The organism is Sulfitobacter indolifex (assembly GCF_022788655.1).
GTDB classification, from domain to species: domain Bacteria; phylum Pseudomonadota; class Alphaproteobacteria; order Rhodobacterales; family Rhodobacteraceae; genus Sulfitobacter; species Sulfitobacter indolifex.
Window position 1 is genome coordinate 145,231 of the sequence record NZ_CP084955.1, and the last position, 15,286, is coordinate 160,516.

The window sequence follows — 15,286 nt, forward strand, 5'->3', positions numbered from 1 at the left end:
GCTTTAATGACGTTCCTCACGACCTGCTCCGCTCCGGATCAACAACAAGTCAACTAACTGCCATTCAAGATGTTCCTTGCGGCAGGTACTACATGGGCTCGGCAGGCAGAGCAGCAAAAGTAGGCGTCTTCTGCTATTAAGCGGATTAACTGCACTACTTGAATACGGCGAAGCCAGTCTATGGTCAGGCTAAAGTCGCATTCATCCCAAAAACCTGATCTCGAAAGTTGTCCCCGGGTCATTATCCGAAACGACTATTTCAGCGCCATGTAAATCGCAGATCGCTTTGGCCAGTGGCAAGCCAAGGCCATTCCCGGCGCTGTTTCGGCTCTTCTCGCCCCTAAAGAACCGTCTAAAAATACGCTCTCGATCCTCGCATTCGATTCCAGGCCCATTGTCGGCAATCTGCAAGGTCGGACCGGCGGGCGTGTTTTCACACGAAACCGAAACGTTAGATCCAGCCGGGCAATGTTTGATCCCGTTTTCGACAAGGTTCGACAGTAATTGCGTCAGAAGATTTCTATCACCAACAACCTCAAGCTGTTCGCCCGGTATCTTAGTGGTCAACTCAATGCCAGCATCCTCGGCCGTAGGTTCAAAGACTTCCGTAACATTGGCTATGATTTCACGCAGGTCGTTCCATGCGAACCTTTCGCGACGGTCACTCCCCTCAATCTGAGCGATACGCAAAAGGGCGTTAAAGGTCGCTATGATTTCTTCGGTTTGATCGAGACTGGCGGAAATATCGTCCGGGCGGATAATCGGACTATCACGTAGCTTTTCCAACCGCTGCCGAAGATGTTGGAGCGGTGTGCGCATATCATGGGCGATGTCATTCGAGATTTGCTCTTGGCTTTCTAGCAGGCGCTTGATCTGACCGAGCATCGCGTTGATCTCAGTTGAAACCCGCGACAGATCATCGCGCGCGTTTTCGGCGATGGGAATCCGGGGATCAAGGTTGCCAGAAGAGACCTCTGTCAAAGTATTGGATATGGCTGCGATGCGCCGCTCGGTGAATCGGCCAATCAGGACACCGACAATAAGGCCGAGGATCACAACCGCCAGATAGCCTGCCACCAAAGCCATGCCGAGCGCTTCCAGTATTTCCAAGACGATATGGTCGCCTGCCCCTTGGATGAGGAGATAGGGGCCGACGTCATCCGCGCGCAGCCAATAACCAGTGACTTCGTCGTGAATTTCTCCGGCAAGGGGCAATTCCTGTGCCGGAAGATAGTCCGGCAATGGGTTTTCGAAGGCCGAAGACAAGTTGCCAGAAACAATCGCGCCCTCGGCGTTCAGAAGCTGGTAAACCCGGGCATTCTGAAAGCTGACTTCGGCAAGGGCATCGACGCGGTCGACCAGCACCTCATCGCCGCCCAGCTCGAAGATTTCAACGAGCGTGGCCGCATCGCTGCGCATTTGGTCGAGGACCCAGTCTTGGACTTCGTATTGCGTGAACCAATATGCCAAGGCGAAGACGAGCGCAGAGAGCACCGAATAGAGAAACGAGTATTGCAAAGACAGCCGTATGGATGTCCGCAACGCTGAAGGGCCTTTGCGCTTAGGCTTATCCATGAAGACTGTATCCCGCGCCTCGAACGGTATGGATCAACGCCCGGTCGAAGGGTTTGTCTATCTTGTTGCGCAGGCGGCTGATATGCGTTTCCACGACATTGGTGTTCGGGTCGAAGTGAAAATCCCAAACGGCTTCCAGCAACATGGTGCGTGTCACCACCCGCTCGGCGTTCTTCATCAGATAGGATAACAGGCGAAACTCGCGCGGTTGCACAGCGATCTCTTGGCCCGATCTGCTCACAGTATGGCGGATCAAGTCGACCTCCAGATCGGCCACCTGAAGTCGCGTTTCTTCGGTCTGCATCGGGGGGCGACGTGCGAGCGCAGTCAGACGCGCAGATAGCTCTGAAAACGCAAAAGGTTTCACAAGGTAGTCGTCTGCCCCGGCCTCCAATCCGTTTACCCGGTCGTTCAAACCGCCAAGCGCACTCAGGAACAAGATCGGCGTGTCGACATTCGCACTGCGCACTGATTTGACGAGGGTCAACCCATCTAAGCCGGGCAGCATCCGGTCGACTACGATGACGTCAAAGTCATTGTCCAGCGCATCAAGAAAGCCCTGTTTGCCATCCGACGCATGTTTCGTCACATGACCAAGCGCCTTTAGGCTGGTGCAGATATACTCAGCCGTCTCGCCATCATCTTCTACAACAAGCACCCGCATCTAAGTCTAAGCTCCATAAGGTATTGAGAAAATAGCCTGCTTTGCGGCTTTGCACCATCTTCGTAATATTACGGATCGGTATAGTGCCGACCATCTTTCGCAGACCACCACCGTCTTATGCCCTGAGAAAAAGGACAGGGCATCATGGTCGCAATAGATCCGAAATTTGATACAGCCGTGCGGCATGAGCCTGCGGGACGCTTTGCCTTAACCCGCGGTGACCAACGGTTCCTGTTGTTTGCGCTCGGTGCTTTGTTCGCCTTGCGTCTGCTTGCCATGTTCTGGTGGCCTTTCACAGATTCAACAGAAGCCCGTTATGCCGAAATCGCGCGTAAGATGGTCGAGACCGGGAACTGGGTCACACCTCAGTTCGACTATGGCGTCCCGTTTTGGGGCAAACCTCCCTTACATACTTGGCTGTCTGCCTTAGGGATGAAGATTTTTGGCGTTGGAACCTTTGGCGCGCGGGTATTCATCTTTGCTGCCTCATTGGGGGTGCTAAGCCTAATTTTCACTTGGGTGCGCCAGCATCGAGGCGCAGATCAGGCTCTTGTCGTGACGACGGTGCTCACCTCATCTTTAATGTTTTTCGGCGCGTCGGCCTTCGTGATGACGGACATGGTCATGGTGCTTGGCACTACCTTGAGCATGATCGGCTTTTATAATTCCCTGTCGCACAGCCCCGCGCGCAACGCCTGGGGGCGGTGGTTCTTTGTTGGAATCGCTATCGGCCTTTTGGCAAAGGGACCGGTCGCGCTTGTCATCCTGATGATCGCGCTTGTGCCGTGGCTCGCGCTGACAGGGCGCTGGCGCGAGTTACATGGATTTCCTTGGCTGTCGGGGCTGTTGATCGCGGCGGCGCTGACCCTTCCATGGTATATCCTGGCCGAGATCAAGACGCCGGGGTTCCTGCGTTACTTTCTTGTCGGAGAGCACTTCCAGCGCTTTGTCGTGCCGGGCTGGCAGGGGGATCTCTACGGGTCCGGCCATCAGCAGCCCAAAGGCCTGATCTGGCTCTATGCTTCGGCTACGTTTCTGCCGTGGAGCTTGTTCTTCTTGGCCTTACTTCCCCGGGCGGGTTCTTGCGTCAATGAGATTACCGGCAGTGACCGTGATTGGCACAGCTATCTTGCACTTTGGGTCGTCGCGCCGCTGATCCTCTTCACGCCCGCCGCAAACATTTTGCCGGCCTATGCTTTGCCCGGGCTTCCCGCCGCAGCGGTTCTCCTGGTCTCGCTTTGGGCTCAAGTGAGGGGGCAGCCGGGCTGTTGGATTCGAAGAGCGACAGCCGTGGCCATCGGCCTCGTTGGGGCAGCATTCCTAACGGTGACGATTCTGGCGCGCTACCAGCCAGAAAGCGTCACCAACCGATCCGAGCGCGCATTGGTAGTTGCGGCGCAAAGTTACGACCTTGATGTGCAGATTACCTATTGGGGCGGTCGCAGCTTTTCTGCCGAGTTCTATACCCGCGGTCGCGTCAAATTCACCGAACGAACCGCGACATTCGACATTTTCGCTGACAATGGCCTGCGCGACGCGGTGGCCATCCCGAGGGCTGTCGCCTCGGAAATCGCTCCCTATTTGGGACCGCGGTTTGGCCCCGCCGGACGGTTCGGGCACCGCATTTTGTTCGTCGAAGATCTGGATCAGGGTGAAGCATCATGAACCGTCGTCCCGAAGGGTTTGTAAAACCCCGGATCGTTCCGCCTGCAAAGCGTGTTCCTGATCTTTCCTTTGTGATCCCCGCTTTCAATGAGGCGGGCAATATTGCCAGAACGGTGGCCGAGGTAGAGGCGCATGCCCGCAGGCTGGTGCCCAGCTTCGAGATCATCATTGTGGATGACGGCAGCCTTGATGGAACATTTGAAGAAAGCCGAGAGCTATGCGCCAGATATCCGCTTCGTGTGCTGCGCTTGTCGCGGAATTTCGGCAAGGAACACGCGATCATGGCCGGTCTGGAGCGCACGGTGGGTGCAGCGGTGGTTGTCCTCGATGCTGATCTTCAGGAACCCCTTTTTCATCTCGAAACCATGTTGAAACATCGCGCCGAGGGGTATGAGATGGTCTATGCCGTCCGCGCGCAGCGCCGGGACGAGACATGGCGTAAACGGTTATTCACCCGCGCGTTCTACGCCCTGCTAAATATCGGCGGCGATACCGCGATACCAGCCAATGCGCGCGATTTTAGGCTCATGGATCGACGGGTTGTCGATGCGCTCTGCGCTTTGCCAGAGCGCAACCGCTTCATGAAAGGGCTGTATGGTTGGGTTGGCTTTTGCACCAAGGCTGTGGCGATTGAGTTGGACCCGCGGGCGACCGGGGCCTCTAAATTCGGCTTTGCTGGCTTGTTTAAGTTAGGTTTGACCGGCCTCACGTCCTTCACTGCTTGGCCGCTGCGGGTCTGGACAGGAGTTGGTATGACAATTGCTGCCTGTTCGATCCTCTACGCCCTCTGGATTGCCGTCCGCACCCTGATCTTCGGCATCGACGTGCCGGGTTGGTCGACCCTTGTGGTGGCCGTTATGTTATTGGGCGGGGTGCAGCTTATCTCCATCGGTGTGTTGGGCGAATACCTCTCGCGGGTCTTTACCGAGGTCAAAGGCCGTCCTGGCTTTATCATCGCCGAGGATTTTTCCGCAGATTCGGAGCACCTGTGATGTGGCGCCAGTTGTTGCGGTTCGGGATGGTCGGTCTGCTCGCGACCTTCGTTCACATGATGATCGGCTTTCTGCTGATCCAGTCGACCTGGCATCCTCTTTTGGCGAACCTGTTCGCCTTCACAATCGCTTTCGTGGTCAGCTTCATCGGCCATCTCGGATTTTCCTTTGCCGATCAGGAAGTCAGCGCATCAAGCGCGCTGTGGAAATTTGCGCTTGTCGCCCTGATCGGCTTTGCCTTTAACGAAGTGCTTCTGATCATGTTGCTATCCGAAGGGGATCTATCTGACACAGTGAGCCTGTGGATCTCAACCGGTTCCGCGGCGGTTTTGACTTTTGCACTCAGCAGATTGTGGGCGTTTCGCACCCCGCACAAAGCCGGCGGGCCGGTCGATGTGGATCCGTCTGCCAATCTAACCAATCAGTAATCTGGTGGAGACGTTCCCGGCTACAAGGGTCGGTTATCTCTTAAGGCGAGGCTCCAGTTGGGGGCCGTGCAAGACAGGAAGACCACGATGAAACATATGATTTCCCTTACAGCAATGATTGTCGCAGGCACCGTCGCAACGACCGGAATGGCTTTGGCTGAGACCGATGATGCGAACGAGATGGCGATGTTCTCTGAAGCGCAAATCGACATCCAGAAAGCACTTACGGTTGCTTTGGATGCGATGGATGGAAAGATCGCCTCAATTGAATTTGAAAGCGAGGATGGCAAGGCGGTCTACGAGGCGGTCGCCGTCGCACCGGACGGGGCTATGACCGAGATTCTGATCGATGTAAATGACGGCACCGTGATCGCTCAAGGCCCCTATGGGGACGATGATGACGAAGAAGATGACGACAATGACTGAGTCCACCTCAGCGCGGCACAGCGTCATCGCGGTGCCGCGCTGGACGTCTTCCCTGCCTACCCTCGCATGCCACACCAACGGTCTCATCGGCGCCTTACCAAATAGTAATGTTACGGTAAGAGTCTGATCAGTCGGCAAACTCTACAGCTTCAGTTAAGGAGAGCCCGATGAATAAGACCGTCTTTCGAACCCTGCTGGCGTCAGCAACGGCCCTCGTTCTGATCGGCGGAACCGAAGGACAGATTTTTTCCATCGCGGGTTCCGGCATCCGGTCACTGGCCAGCCCCTCGCAATCGCAGTTATTCGACAATAACCGGGTCCACAAACTGGATGTGACGCTGCCTTTCTCTGTTTTGGCAGCAGGTGACATCGCCTCTTGTGCAGGCAGGGGTTATCTCAGCCGAATGGACAGAAACCTGCGCTATGCGGTTGGTCTCCCTCGAGCGAAGACGGTGCCGAACGAGGGCATGATAGAAACCACAGCGATCTTGGAGCAATACCCCGAGACGATGGTGCTCGCCCTGGGGGATCTGGTCTACAGACGCGGCGAAGCCGTGGGCTTTGAAGATTGCTACGACCCTTATTGGGGAGCTGCATGGGCCCGCACATGGCCAACCCCCGGAAACCACGAATACCAATCACCTTTTGCCTATGCCTATTACGACTACTGGCAAGATCGTGCAGGGCCAGACCGAAACGGCTATTACGCCCTGAAAGCCGGGAACTGGTTGATCCTGTCGCTGAACAGCGAGATTGATGCGTCCCCAGGGTCTGCACAGGCAGAATGGGTAAAAGAAGTGCTCGCAGCGCACATGGACAGTTGCGCCGCGGCATATTTCCACAAACCCGCATATTCGAGCGTGACGCGCAGCCGAACTGACAGTGCGCGGGCGCTGTTCCGGCTTGTCGCTGACGCAGGCGTCCGTTTTGTCTTGCATGGCCATAACCACTTCTACGAACGCACTGTGCCACTTAATGCTGATGGCAAGCCGACAAAGGACGGCACGATCGCCTTTGTGGTAGGGGCCGGCGGCAAGTCGACACGGGGCAACATTGAGCCTGCGGCCTTCTCCGAGCGGCTGATTACAGGGACGATGGGCATGTTGAAGCTGACCTTCAAAGATAAAGCGGCCAGCTGGACCTACCTCACCGGTTCCGGATCGACGGAAACAGACAGTGGCACGATCCAATGTTGATACCCGCAACTCTGCAAAACCTATCAAAAAGGTTCGACTATGTTTGACTTCATCACCTCGCTACTGGCTTCCATGGGCAGCCTCGGCGTTGCAGCCCTGATGCTGATCGAGAACGTCTTCCCCCCAATCCCTTCGGAAGTCATCATGCCCTTCGCTGGCTATCTCGCGGCGAGCGGTGATCTCTCTTTCGTCAGCGTCGTTATCGCTGGCACGATCGGTTCAGTGGCCGGAGCATTCCTATGGTATTGGATCGGCACATTGGCATCCGAAGCACGATTGCGCAGGTTCATCGCGCGGCACGGCAGGTGGCTGACTATCTCAGAGCGGGACCTCGACCGGTCCCTTGCGTGGTTTCGGCGCAATGGCGGCATGGCGGTGTTTCTGGGCCGGATGGTGCCGGGGGTCCGAACGCTCATATCCGTCCCCGCTGGTATGACGGGAATGCCGCTATTGCCGTTTCTTCTCTACACCGGGTTGGGCAGCTTGCTTTGGACGGCCGCCCTCACCGTATCGGGCTATTTGCTTGAGGCACAGTTTGCCAAGGTTGAGACGTGGATCAATCCAGTGACAAACGTCCTGCTGCTGGGCCTTCTCGCGCTTTATGTTTGGCGGTTGCTTCGTCCCAAGGCAGAAAGATGACAGCGTTAAAACAGCATAATTCAAAAAGCCTGAACCACCGATTATTTGCGGTGACCCTTTTTGCAAAAGCAGTCTTGGGCGTTCTTCAATTGGCAATGGCTGCGGCGATCTTCGCGGGAGCAGTAGATCGCCTTCCTGCTCTCACCCAATGGTACTTTCGCACAGAGCTCGCGGAAGATCCGAACGATTTCCTCGCCACCCGCGCCTTCTCGCTCGTCGGTGTCATCCCGACATCGGATCTAAATTTCTATACCACCTACTTTCTGGCGCATGGCGGGCTTCATATCGCTATTGTTGCGGCCCTGCTTTACGGCGCAGCATGGGCGCATCGTGCCGCAGTCTACGTGCTTTGGGCGTTTGTCATCTATCAGTTGTTCGAATAGCTCACTGTTGGCGGCATGGCTCTGCTGGTTCTGACTGCGATTGATCTGACGGTCATCTATGTCACTGTACGCGAACAGCGCAGCCGTGCGTCGTGGGGGCCCTAACGTAAAAATTGCAGCGCTTTCAATGCGCCTGATCTTGACCGGCGAAGCAAATTGTCACCCTGACTAAAGCCTTCAGCCTAACAGAGAAAAATCGTGCATTTCGTTATAGAAACCTAACTCTTCGAAGCGTTTCTCGTCGCCCCCTCTGCCGCGCTCACGTCAATCTTTTCTAAGTCGGGATGCGGCACGTCAACTCGAACCTCGCGACATTCAAACGCACCCTCCTCGTCGTCTTCGCATTGGGTTTGCTGATCTGCCTTCGACGTGGCTCTGGAACAGAACAATGTCTGATGAGTTGGACCCGAGCGTTCTGTGGGCGCATTCAAAAGGACTGAACGTCGATGGTCAGACCTGATATTAAAAAGGTCCGTTATGTCGATCTATCTTCACAGTCTTGCTACGGCGCTGCCGCCTTATTGCCTAAACCAATCGGATGTACGCGACCGAGCTGCCCTCATTTTTAGGGACAGATATCCGCAGTTCGGACGGCTTTCTCGCACCTTTGATACGGCCGGAATCGACCAGCGGCATTCCGTCGTGCCAATGGACTGGTTTTCCCAAGACCACGGCTGGGCCGATCGCAACTCGGCCTTTATGACCGGGGCCAGGCAAATGTTCATCGACGCGGCTCAGGGCGCGCTGATTGAGGCTGGGTGGCGCGGTGCAGACGTAGATTGTGTCGTCACCGTCTGCTCGACCGGGATCGCGACCCCCTCACTCGACGCGCAGGCCCTGACCGAAATGGGCTTTCGCGAGGACATCATGCGCGTACCTGTCTTTGGGCTCGGCTGCGCGGGCGGTGTCTCAGGGCTGTCCACAGCACAGACGATCGCGGCGGGACTGCCCGGCGCAAAAGTGCTCCTGGTGGTGGTTGAAGCTTGTTCACTGTCATTCCGCGCGGACCGTCTGCAAAAGGCCGATATCATCGCCACGGTGCTCTTCGGCGACGGTTCGGCGGCGGCCTGCATCAGTGACACGCCCCCCACAACCGGCAAGACTGTCACGGTGTCCCGTGGTCATCAAAAGACATGGCCTGACACGCTCCAGATCATGGGGTGGAACGTGGATGAGACCGGCTTCGGCGTGGTCTTCGACCGATCAATCCCGGATTTTGTCAAAACCGAGTTCGCCGCCGCGACCGACAGCGCGCTGAAGGCTGCTAACCTGAACCACGCGCAGATTGACCGATACGTCTGCCATCCGGGCGGTGCCAAAGTGGTTGATGCCATTGAAGGTGCGTTGCATCTGGACCAAGGCTCTCTGGACGCTGAGCGCAGCACCCTGCGCCGTGCGGGCAACATGTCGGCGCCGACGGTGATGTTTGTCATGCAAAAGGTAATTGATGCGGGCCAGAGTGGGCAGATGATGGCCTGCGCGCTTGGCCCGGGGTTCACAGCTTCTTTCTTGCCGTTTCACGTGTCCAAGCGGGCGGCTTGATGGAGTTGGCGACGGCTCTTTTCCTCGCGTTCATCATCCTGCAACGGCTGAGCGAGTTGGTCATTGCGCGGCGCAATACGGCGCGATTGCTGGATAGGGGTGCCTACGAGGTGGGGGCGGCGCATTACCCGGTGATGGTCGCGCTGCACAGCGCTTGGGTCGTCTGTCTTATGTTATTTGGCTATGATGAGCATCTGTCCTATGGCTGGCTTGCGGCCTTTGCCCTGCTTCAGATCATGCGCCTGTGGATTCTGACCTCGCTTGGCAGCCGCTGGACTACCCGGATCATCATCCTCGAAGAGCCGCTGGTGGTGCGCGGCCCGTTCAAATACCTCTCTCACCCGAACTACATGCTTGTTGTGGCCGAGATCATCGTGGCCCCCATGGTGCTCGGCCTCGTCTGGGTCGCTTTGGTGTTCAGCCTGCTTAACGCGGCGATGCTTTGGGTGCGTATCGGGGTCGAACACAAGGCACTTGCCCCGCTGCGGGCCGGATAGAGTGTCTCTTGGGATCGGGTTTGGCGCGGAACGCATTGGCCTTCTGGCGCTGAGGCTTCCAAAGGCCGCCACGGTTGTCTTTATGGCTCTCATGGCATTCATCGCGCTCAGCTTGCCGCGTGTGACTTTTGACGAAGACATCCACCGGGCGTTTCTATCCGACGACGTTGCGCAGGAACAGGATTTGAACGGGCTCGCCGCCGCCACGAGTCCCCAGTTCTCTTCAATTTTTTATGCGCATCGCCTCGGGGTCCATGCCGGTTGCAATTTGCTCACGGTACCAGTTGGGCTGTCGCCCTTTCCCAGTCCAGGTCTGATTCGTGTCTTCCGGGTTAAAGAAAACCGGCTTTGACTGTTTCTTGGCCGCCTTTGCTTTAGTTTTCCTTTTCTTGGGAACCAGCGCGGCGGTTTCGGTAATATCGTTTAGCGAAAAACCGAACTCGGCAGCAGCTTTGGTCGCCGCTTTCTTCGCCTCTCTTTGATCCCGAGCCTGTACAGACGACAATGCTTTCTTGACGTCTGCCAACAGCTTTTCAAGCTCTTTGCGCGACAGGGCTTTCAGCTCGTTTTTATCGAACATGCAATTCTTTCATTAGTTTGCTGATCTGAACACTTGAAACGCTTCATATGCCCGATGATTTAACTATTCAATATATTGATGTAGGGCATCTGCCCTAATCAGATCAGTTGCCCTGATTTCAGTCGCGCGGAGCGTCCTGAAAATTTTATGTCACTCGACGCGAGCCAGCAATGTCTTGGCTTCATAGCGAAGCCTGTCTGGCTCCATAGGCTTCTCTAAAACCACCACGGCCATTTGCTGAAACGGATTGTACGCACCGAGACTTCTGGCTCTACCGCTCAAGATAATAATCGGCGTCGTTGCTGTCTCCGAAATTTTACGCAGCTCAAGTATGAACTCGAAGCCGCCCATAGTCGGCATCGCTATATCAACGATGATTAAATCCGGCTTTAGACCTTGAATGGATGCTAAGGCGTCAAAGGCGTTTTTGACGGATGTAACTGTAACCTCATCATCCTTCTCGAAGGTCGCTCGGACGATATCCAAAATGATTGGGTCGTCATCCACATGGAGGATTCGTTTAGCCATATAGGTACGCAAAAATTATCATGGTCGCTCCTGTCTCGGCCTCGCCACTACAGTATCTTTGACGCAAACGCGACAGCTTTACCTTTTCGATCTGAGTGAACGTTGCAAGGCAGAACTTGGAGCTATTGTGCCAAGCCCGCATCCGTCAATTGCTCTTGATCCGGAAGGTCGCGCAGGCTTTCAAGATCGAACGCGATCAAAAACTGTTCTGTCGTCACAAACGTATAAGGCGCCCCCCTTTGAGGCGCCCGTGGTCCCATTCCAATCAGATTGCGCGCATGCAGCCGCCCGATCAGGTCCCGGCTAATCTCTTTGCCAAAAATATCCTTCAACCCGTCTCGGGTAAGAGGCTGATGATATGCGATGGCCGCCAGCACTGCGACGTCGAATTCATTCAAGTCGAGCAGTTGATCCCCCACGTCGGCCGCCGCGCGGATCGCGGGGGCGTAGGCAGATCGCGTGCGCATCATCCAGCCACCCGCCACCTCAGCGACTTCAAATGCGCGTCCGTCCAAATCGGAGGCCAGGTCCTCAATGAGCAGATCGACTGCCGCCCCCTGCCCTACAACCCGCATCAAATCCTCTCGCGGCACAGGTGAGGCAGAGGCAAAAAGCACAGCCTCAATCCTTCGCATCCATTCCCGCCAGCGCAGCTCTGGCAGAAGGTGGGCAAGCTCACGGTCAAGCTCTGCCTCAGAGCGATCCTTCGCCATGTTATACTCCGTAGAGCCGGAACGTGTCGCGGCCGGTGAGTTCGCGCACGGCACCCAGGTCCACAAGCCTGTCACAAAGGCGCCGTGCCGCGCGAGGCGGCAGAGGCAGCTCTGCTGCTGCGACGGCATCGCGGGTCAAAAACATCTCGACGGCTTCCCCAGCCCCCTTGGCACGTAGCTTCGGCGCAACGGCGACGAGATGCGCCGTCTTTCGCAATAGGTCAGCTGCCAAACGCGCAGCTTCGATACAGGCGACACGTACAGCTTGATGACAGGCACCCTCCAGCTCAGTCCCCAGCTTGCGCAGATCTGCCGGTTTCAAGCCTATCGCGAACAGCGGTGTGATGTGACGCCAACCGAGCGCCTGTGCCAACGCGGCATCCGCCAAAGCTAAAGCCAACCGCGCTGACCTCGGGGCTACGGCCAAAACCCTTTCTAACACCTGCGCAGCGCGCGCAACTGGATTACCTTGCCCTACCGCGCACCACTCGGCGATCTGCCCAGCCTCGTAGGTTGGAAAAGCACGCTGCAATGATTTGAACGTAACTGGCCGCGCCACCGCTCTTTGCCAGCTGAGATAGATGTCGCCTGCCGGACCTGCCAAATCCCCGGGGCGCAGAAAATGAATAGCATCGCGCAGGTCCCCAACCCGCTCCGGACGTCCGGAAAATTTGACGCAGGCCTCAGCTGCGCGCAACGTTAACCGCGCGCGCATCAGCGTTTGATGCACATCGTCCCGCGCCATCAGGAGGTGCAGGTGACTCAATGCCGCGCCGGATAAAAAGGCCACATCTTCAAGGTTTTCCGGACGTCCTGAGATGACCCACGACGGCATGCAAGGTATTGTCTTAAAATGAACGATGTCGCCAGCGCGGGATAAATCCATTTAATCGCACTACATCAAAACGGCGGTTTAGGCTACAAAATTATGCCCAAACCGCCCCACGTTATCGCTTGTAGTTAAGTCCAATAAGTTTACCACTTGGGGGTGCGGACGAAAAGTTGGACTATCTTGGAGATAGTCCATGTACAGCTACGAAGAACGACTGCGCGCGGTTAGGCTTTATATCAAGCTCGGCAAGCGCGCGCAGGCCACCATCCGTGAGTTGGGGTATCCAACGAAGAACGCCCTTAAAGGGTGGCATCGAGAATACCAACGTCTGCAGGACTTGCCGATACGATCGGCGCCGCGCACGCCTAAGTTTTCGACGGCACAGAAACAGGTGGCGTTAGAGCATTATGCAACCCATGGCCGCTGCATCTCATGGACGCTGCGTGCTTTAGGCTATCCAGGCCGAGCCACAATGACGGCTTGGGTGCGCGAGGCCTTTCCTGACACGAAGACGACCTCCAATGCGACATATGGCCCAGGAAATCACTCTGACGCCGTGAAGCAGGCTGCTGTGGTCGGGCTATATAGCCGTCAAGAAAGTGCCCAGGCTTTGGCCAAAAAGTTCGGAGTTAGTCGGCCGACGCTCTATGCTTGGAAAACTCAGATCCTTGGCCCGGAGGCTCCTGCCATGATGAAACGCAAGAAGAGCGCCCTTCACCCAGAGTTTGAAGAGTTGGAGCGTCAGCGCGAAGCCCTGCAACGTGACATTCGCGAGCTCCAGATTGAGCATGATCTGCTCAAGACTGCGAGTGAAATGATAAAAAAGGAACTTGGCGGCGATCTGCGGAGCCTGAGCAATCGGGAAAAGACTATGCTCATCGTCGCCCTAAAAAACCGGTATAAGACACCAGCGCTGTTGGCTCGGCTCGGTCTCGCGCGCAGCTCTTACTTTTACCACCGCGCTCGCATGAATCTGGAAGATAAGTATCTTCCCATTCGATACGCCATGAAGGAGGCTTTCGAAAGCAACCATCGCTGCTACGGGTACCGTCGCCTCAAAGCATATATGACGCGGGAATCCATCTCGATCTCCGAAAAAGTGGTGCGGCGCCTGATGAAACAGGAAGCTCTGATCGTCCCAAAGCCGAAGCGGCGGCGGTACAGCTCATATCTGGGAGAGATTAGCCCTGCACCGGAGAATATCATCAACCGGGAATTCCAGGCGGCAGCGCCAAATGAGAAATGGCTAACCGATATCACTGAGTTCCACATCCGAGCAGGTAAAGTCTATCTTTCCCCGATCATTGATTGCTTCGACGGCCTCGTCATAAGTTGGACCATAGGGACCAGACCGAATGCCGACCTCGTAAATACCATGCTTGATGCAGCGGTAGAGACCATCGCTGACAGCGAAGCGCGGCCCATCGTCCACAGCGATCGTGGGGGCCACTATCGCTGGCCTGGCTGGCTGGAACGTATTGACGCAGCGAAGCTCGTTCGCTCGATGTCACGAAAAGCGAGCTCGCAGGACAATGCCGCATGTGAAGGCTTCTTCGGACGCCTGAAGACTGAGTTCTTCTATCCTCGCGATTGGCGAGCCTTCACCGTGGCCCAGTTTATTGACGAGGTTGACGCCTACATCCATTGGTATAACGAAACGCGCATCAAGATGTCCCTTGGTGGCAGAAGCCCAATCGAGTACCGTAAAAGCCTCGGCCTTATGCCGTGAAAACAGTCCAAGTTTTTGTCCGCACCCCCCTTATCGGGCCGTAAAGAATATACTGTAGCACAGTCTTAAACTGAGTGGACCTTTGGAAAATCAAAGGCGCAGAATGCGATAAATCGACCTCAGTACGCTTTGATAAGTTTGATGGGCTTCGTCAAGTTATCGGCGTTTCTGGCATCGAAAGCGGGGGCGCTAGATCTTATGCCGCCTTCAACTCACGCGTGATGTCGCCCCAAATCCAGTGGGCACCGGCTCTGGTTTGACGATAGGCAGCCGCTGCGGCGCGGACGGAAGATTGTTGGAACCTCCCCATGACCTTTTCTGGTCGTCGGCTGGGACGGTGCGAACCTTCGGATCTATTTTGATGCCCTTATGGCTGCGATGCTCTATTCCCGGGGCCAGCTCCTTCAGGGCGGCCCCGTAGCTTTTGAGTTTATCGGTGACGATCACCCGTGGCTCACCGAATGCCTTGAATAATTTACGGAAGAACCGAATGGCGGCCCGTTTATTGCGCCGGGATTGAATGAGGATGTCCAGCACATCGCCTTTGCTGTCGACGGCGCGGCACAGCCAATACTTCTTAACATTTATCGGAAGGACGACTTCGTCCAGATGCCATTTGTCCGCCACTTTAAGTCGACCTCGGCGGATCGCCTTGGCGTATTGTAACCCGAACTTCGCAACCCAAGCGCGGATAGCCTCGTAGCTGGCCACAACACCGCGTGCGGCTAACAGATCCTCAACATCACGAAAACTCATGGGAAATCGATGATAGGCTCAGACGGCGGATGCGATAATTTCAGGTAGAAAACGGTGGCATGAAAAGGCACCAGGTTGTTTGGTCATGCTCACGCGTACCGGCTTTTGAGATGTCCCCACCGCACCACATCACGCCGCTCC

General features: G+C 56.0%; 16 protein-coding genes and 1 pseudogene. 10 read left to right on the forward strand and 7 right to left on the reverse strand.

Annotation, left to right across the window (positions count from 1 at the left end; all coding sequences use genetic code 11):
* Nucleotides 1–201: 201 nt before the first annotated feature.
* Complete coding sequence (locus DSM14862_RS20495) at nt 202–1,575, reverse strand: HAMP domain-containing sensor histidine kinase (RefSeq protein ID WP_243254653.1); 1,374 nt, start codon at nt 1,573–1,575, stop codon at nt 202–204.
* Complete coding sequence (locus tag DSM14862_RS20500) at nt 1,568–2,239, reverse strand: winged helix-turn-helix domain-containing protein (protein WP_243254654.1); 672 nt, start codon at nt 2,237–2,239, stop codon at nt 1,568–1,570. The genes DSM14862_RS20495 and DSM14862_RS20500 overlap by 8 nt, the downstream gene beginning before the upstream one ends.
* Nucleotides 2,240–2,383: 144 nt before the next feature.
* On the opposite strand from DSM14862_RS20500, the gene DSM14862_RS20505 reads away from it, so the two are divergent.
* The 9 genes from DSM14862_RS20505 (at nt 2,384) to DSM14862_RS20545 (ending at nt 10,007) form a co-directional block, all read left to right on the forward strand.
* Nucleotides 2,384–3,904 (forward strand): ArnT family glycosyltransferase, encoded by a 1,521-nt coding sequence (locus DSM14862_RS20505; RefSeq protein WP_243254655.1) that lies wholly within the window; start codon nt 2,384–2,386, stop codon nt 3,902–3,904.
* Nucleotides 3,901–4,896, forward strand: a complete 996-nt coding sequence (locus DSM14862_RS20510; RefSeq protein ID WP_243254656.1) for a glycosyltransferase family 2 protein — start codon at nt 3,901–3,903, stop codon at nt 4,894–4,896. Before DSM14862_RS20505 ends, DSM14862_RS20510 begins: the two co-directional genes overlap by 4 nt.
* Before the next feature lie 26 nt (nt 4,897–4,922).
* Complete coding sequence (locus tag DSM14862_RS20515) at nt 4,923–5,324, forward strand: GtrA family protein (RefSeq protein ID WP_165481312.1); 402 nt, start codon at nt 4,923–4,925, stop codon at nt 5,322–5,324.
* Between the two features lie 87 nt (nt 5,325–5,411).
* Complete coding sequence (locus tag DSM14862_RS20520) at nt 5,412–5,750, forward strand: PepSY domain-containing protein (protein WP_007121560.1); 339 nt, start codon at nt 5,412–5,414, stop codon at nt 5,748–5,750.
* Nucleotides 5,751–5,917: 167 nt separating this feature from the next.
* Nucleotides 5,918–6,946: a metallophosphoesterase family protein gene (locus tag DSM14862_RS20525; protein WP_243254658.1), complete on the forward strand. Its 1,029-nt coding sequence runs from the start codon at nt 5,918–5,920 to the stop codon at nt 6,944–6,946.
* 39 nt (nt 6,947–6,985) lie between these two features.
* Nucleotides 6,986–7,585, forward strand: a complete 600-nt coding sequence (locus DSM14862_RS20530; RefSeq protein ID WP_243254659.1) for a DedA family protein — start codon at nt 6,986–6,988, stop codon at nt 7,583–7,585.
* The gene (locus tag DSM14862_RS20535; RefSeq protein WP_007121531.1) at nt 7,582–7,968 is read left to right on the forward strand and encodes a DUF2127 domain-containing protein; all 387 of its coding nucleotides are present in this window, start codon (nt 7,582–7,584) and stop codon (nt 7,966–7,968) included. Before DSM14862_RS20530 ends, DSM14862_RS20535 begins: the two co-directional genes overlap by 4 nt.
* Before the next feature lie 477 nt (nt 7,969–8,445).
* Nucleotides 8,446–9,510 (forward strand): type III polyketide synthase, encoded by a 1,065-nt coding sequence (locus DSM14862_RS20540; protein ID WP_243254660.1) that lies wholly within the window; start codon nt 8,446–8,448, stop codon nt 9,508–9,510.
* Nucleotides 9,510–10,007, forward strand: coding sequence for an isoprenylcysteine carboxyl methyltransferase family protein (locus DSM14862_RS20545; protein WP_243254661.1), 498 nt, complete (start codon nt 9,510–9,512; stop codon nt 10,005–10,007). Before DSM14862_RS20540 ends, DSM14862_RS20545 begins: the two co-directional genes overlap by 1 nt.
* Nucleotides 10,008–10,230: 223 nt before the next feature.
* Here the strand turns inward: DSM14862_RS20545 and DSM14862_RS20550 are convergent, their stop codons facing one another.
* The 4 genes from DSM14862_RS20550 to DSM14862_RS20565 form a co-directional block, all read right to left on the reverse strand.
* Nucleotides 10,231–10,587 carry an H-NS histone family protein gene (locus DSM14862_RS20550; RefSeq protein WP_007121564.1) on the reverse strand — a complete coding sequence of 119 codons (357 nt, stop codon included), beginning with the start codon at nt 10,585–10,587 and terminating at the stop codon, nt 10,231–10,233.
* A 150-nt stretch (nt 10,588–10,737) separates the two neighbouring features.
* A complete protein-coding gene (locus tag DSM14862_RS20555) occupies nt 10,738–11,115 on the reverse strand; it encodes a response regulator (protein WP_007121563.1) in 378 nt (125 codons plus the stop codon).
* 122 nt (nt 11,116–11,237) lie between these two features.
* Nucleotides 11,238–11,828, reverse strand: coding sequence for an SMC-Scp complex subunit ScpB (gene scpB / locus DSM14862_RS20560; RefSeq protein ID WP_243254662.1), 591 nt, complete (start codon nt 11,826–11,828; stop codon nt 11,238–11,240).
* Nucleotide 11,829: 1 nt separating this feature from the next.
* The gene (locus DSM14862_RS20565; RefSeq protein ID WP_040702139.1) at nt 11,830–12,714 is read right to left on the reverse strand and encodes a DUF1403 family protein; all 885 of its coding nucleotides are present in this window, start codon (nt 12,712–12,714) and stop codon (nt 11,830–11,832) included.
* Between the two features lie 139 nt (nt 12,715–12,853).
* Here DSM14862_RS20565 and DSM14862_RS20570 point away from each other — a divergent pair, with 139 nt between their 5' ends.
* Nucleotides 12,854–14,389: an IS3 family transposase gene (locus tag DSM14862_RS20570; protein ID WP_243254663.1), complete on the forward strand. Its 1,536-nt coding sequence runs from the start codon at nt 12,854–12,856 to the stop codon at nt 14,387–14,389.
* A gap of 196 nt (nt 14,390–14,585) precedes the next feature.
* On the opposite strand, the pseudogene DSM14862_RS20575 reads toward DSM14862_RS20570, so the two are convergent.
* A pseudogene (locus DSM14862_RS20575) lies at nt 14,586–15,232 on the reverse strand (IS6 family transposase).
* Between the last annotated feature and the right edge of the window lie 54 nt (nt 15,233–15,286).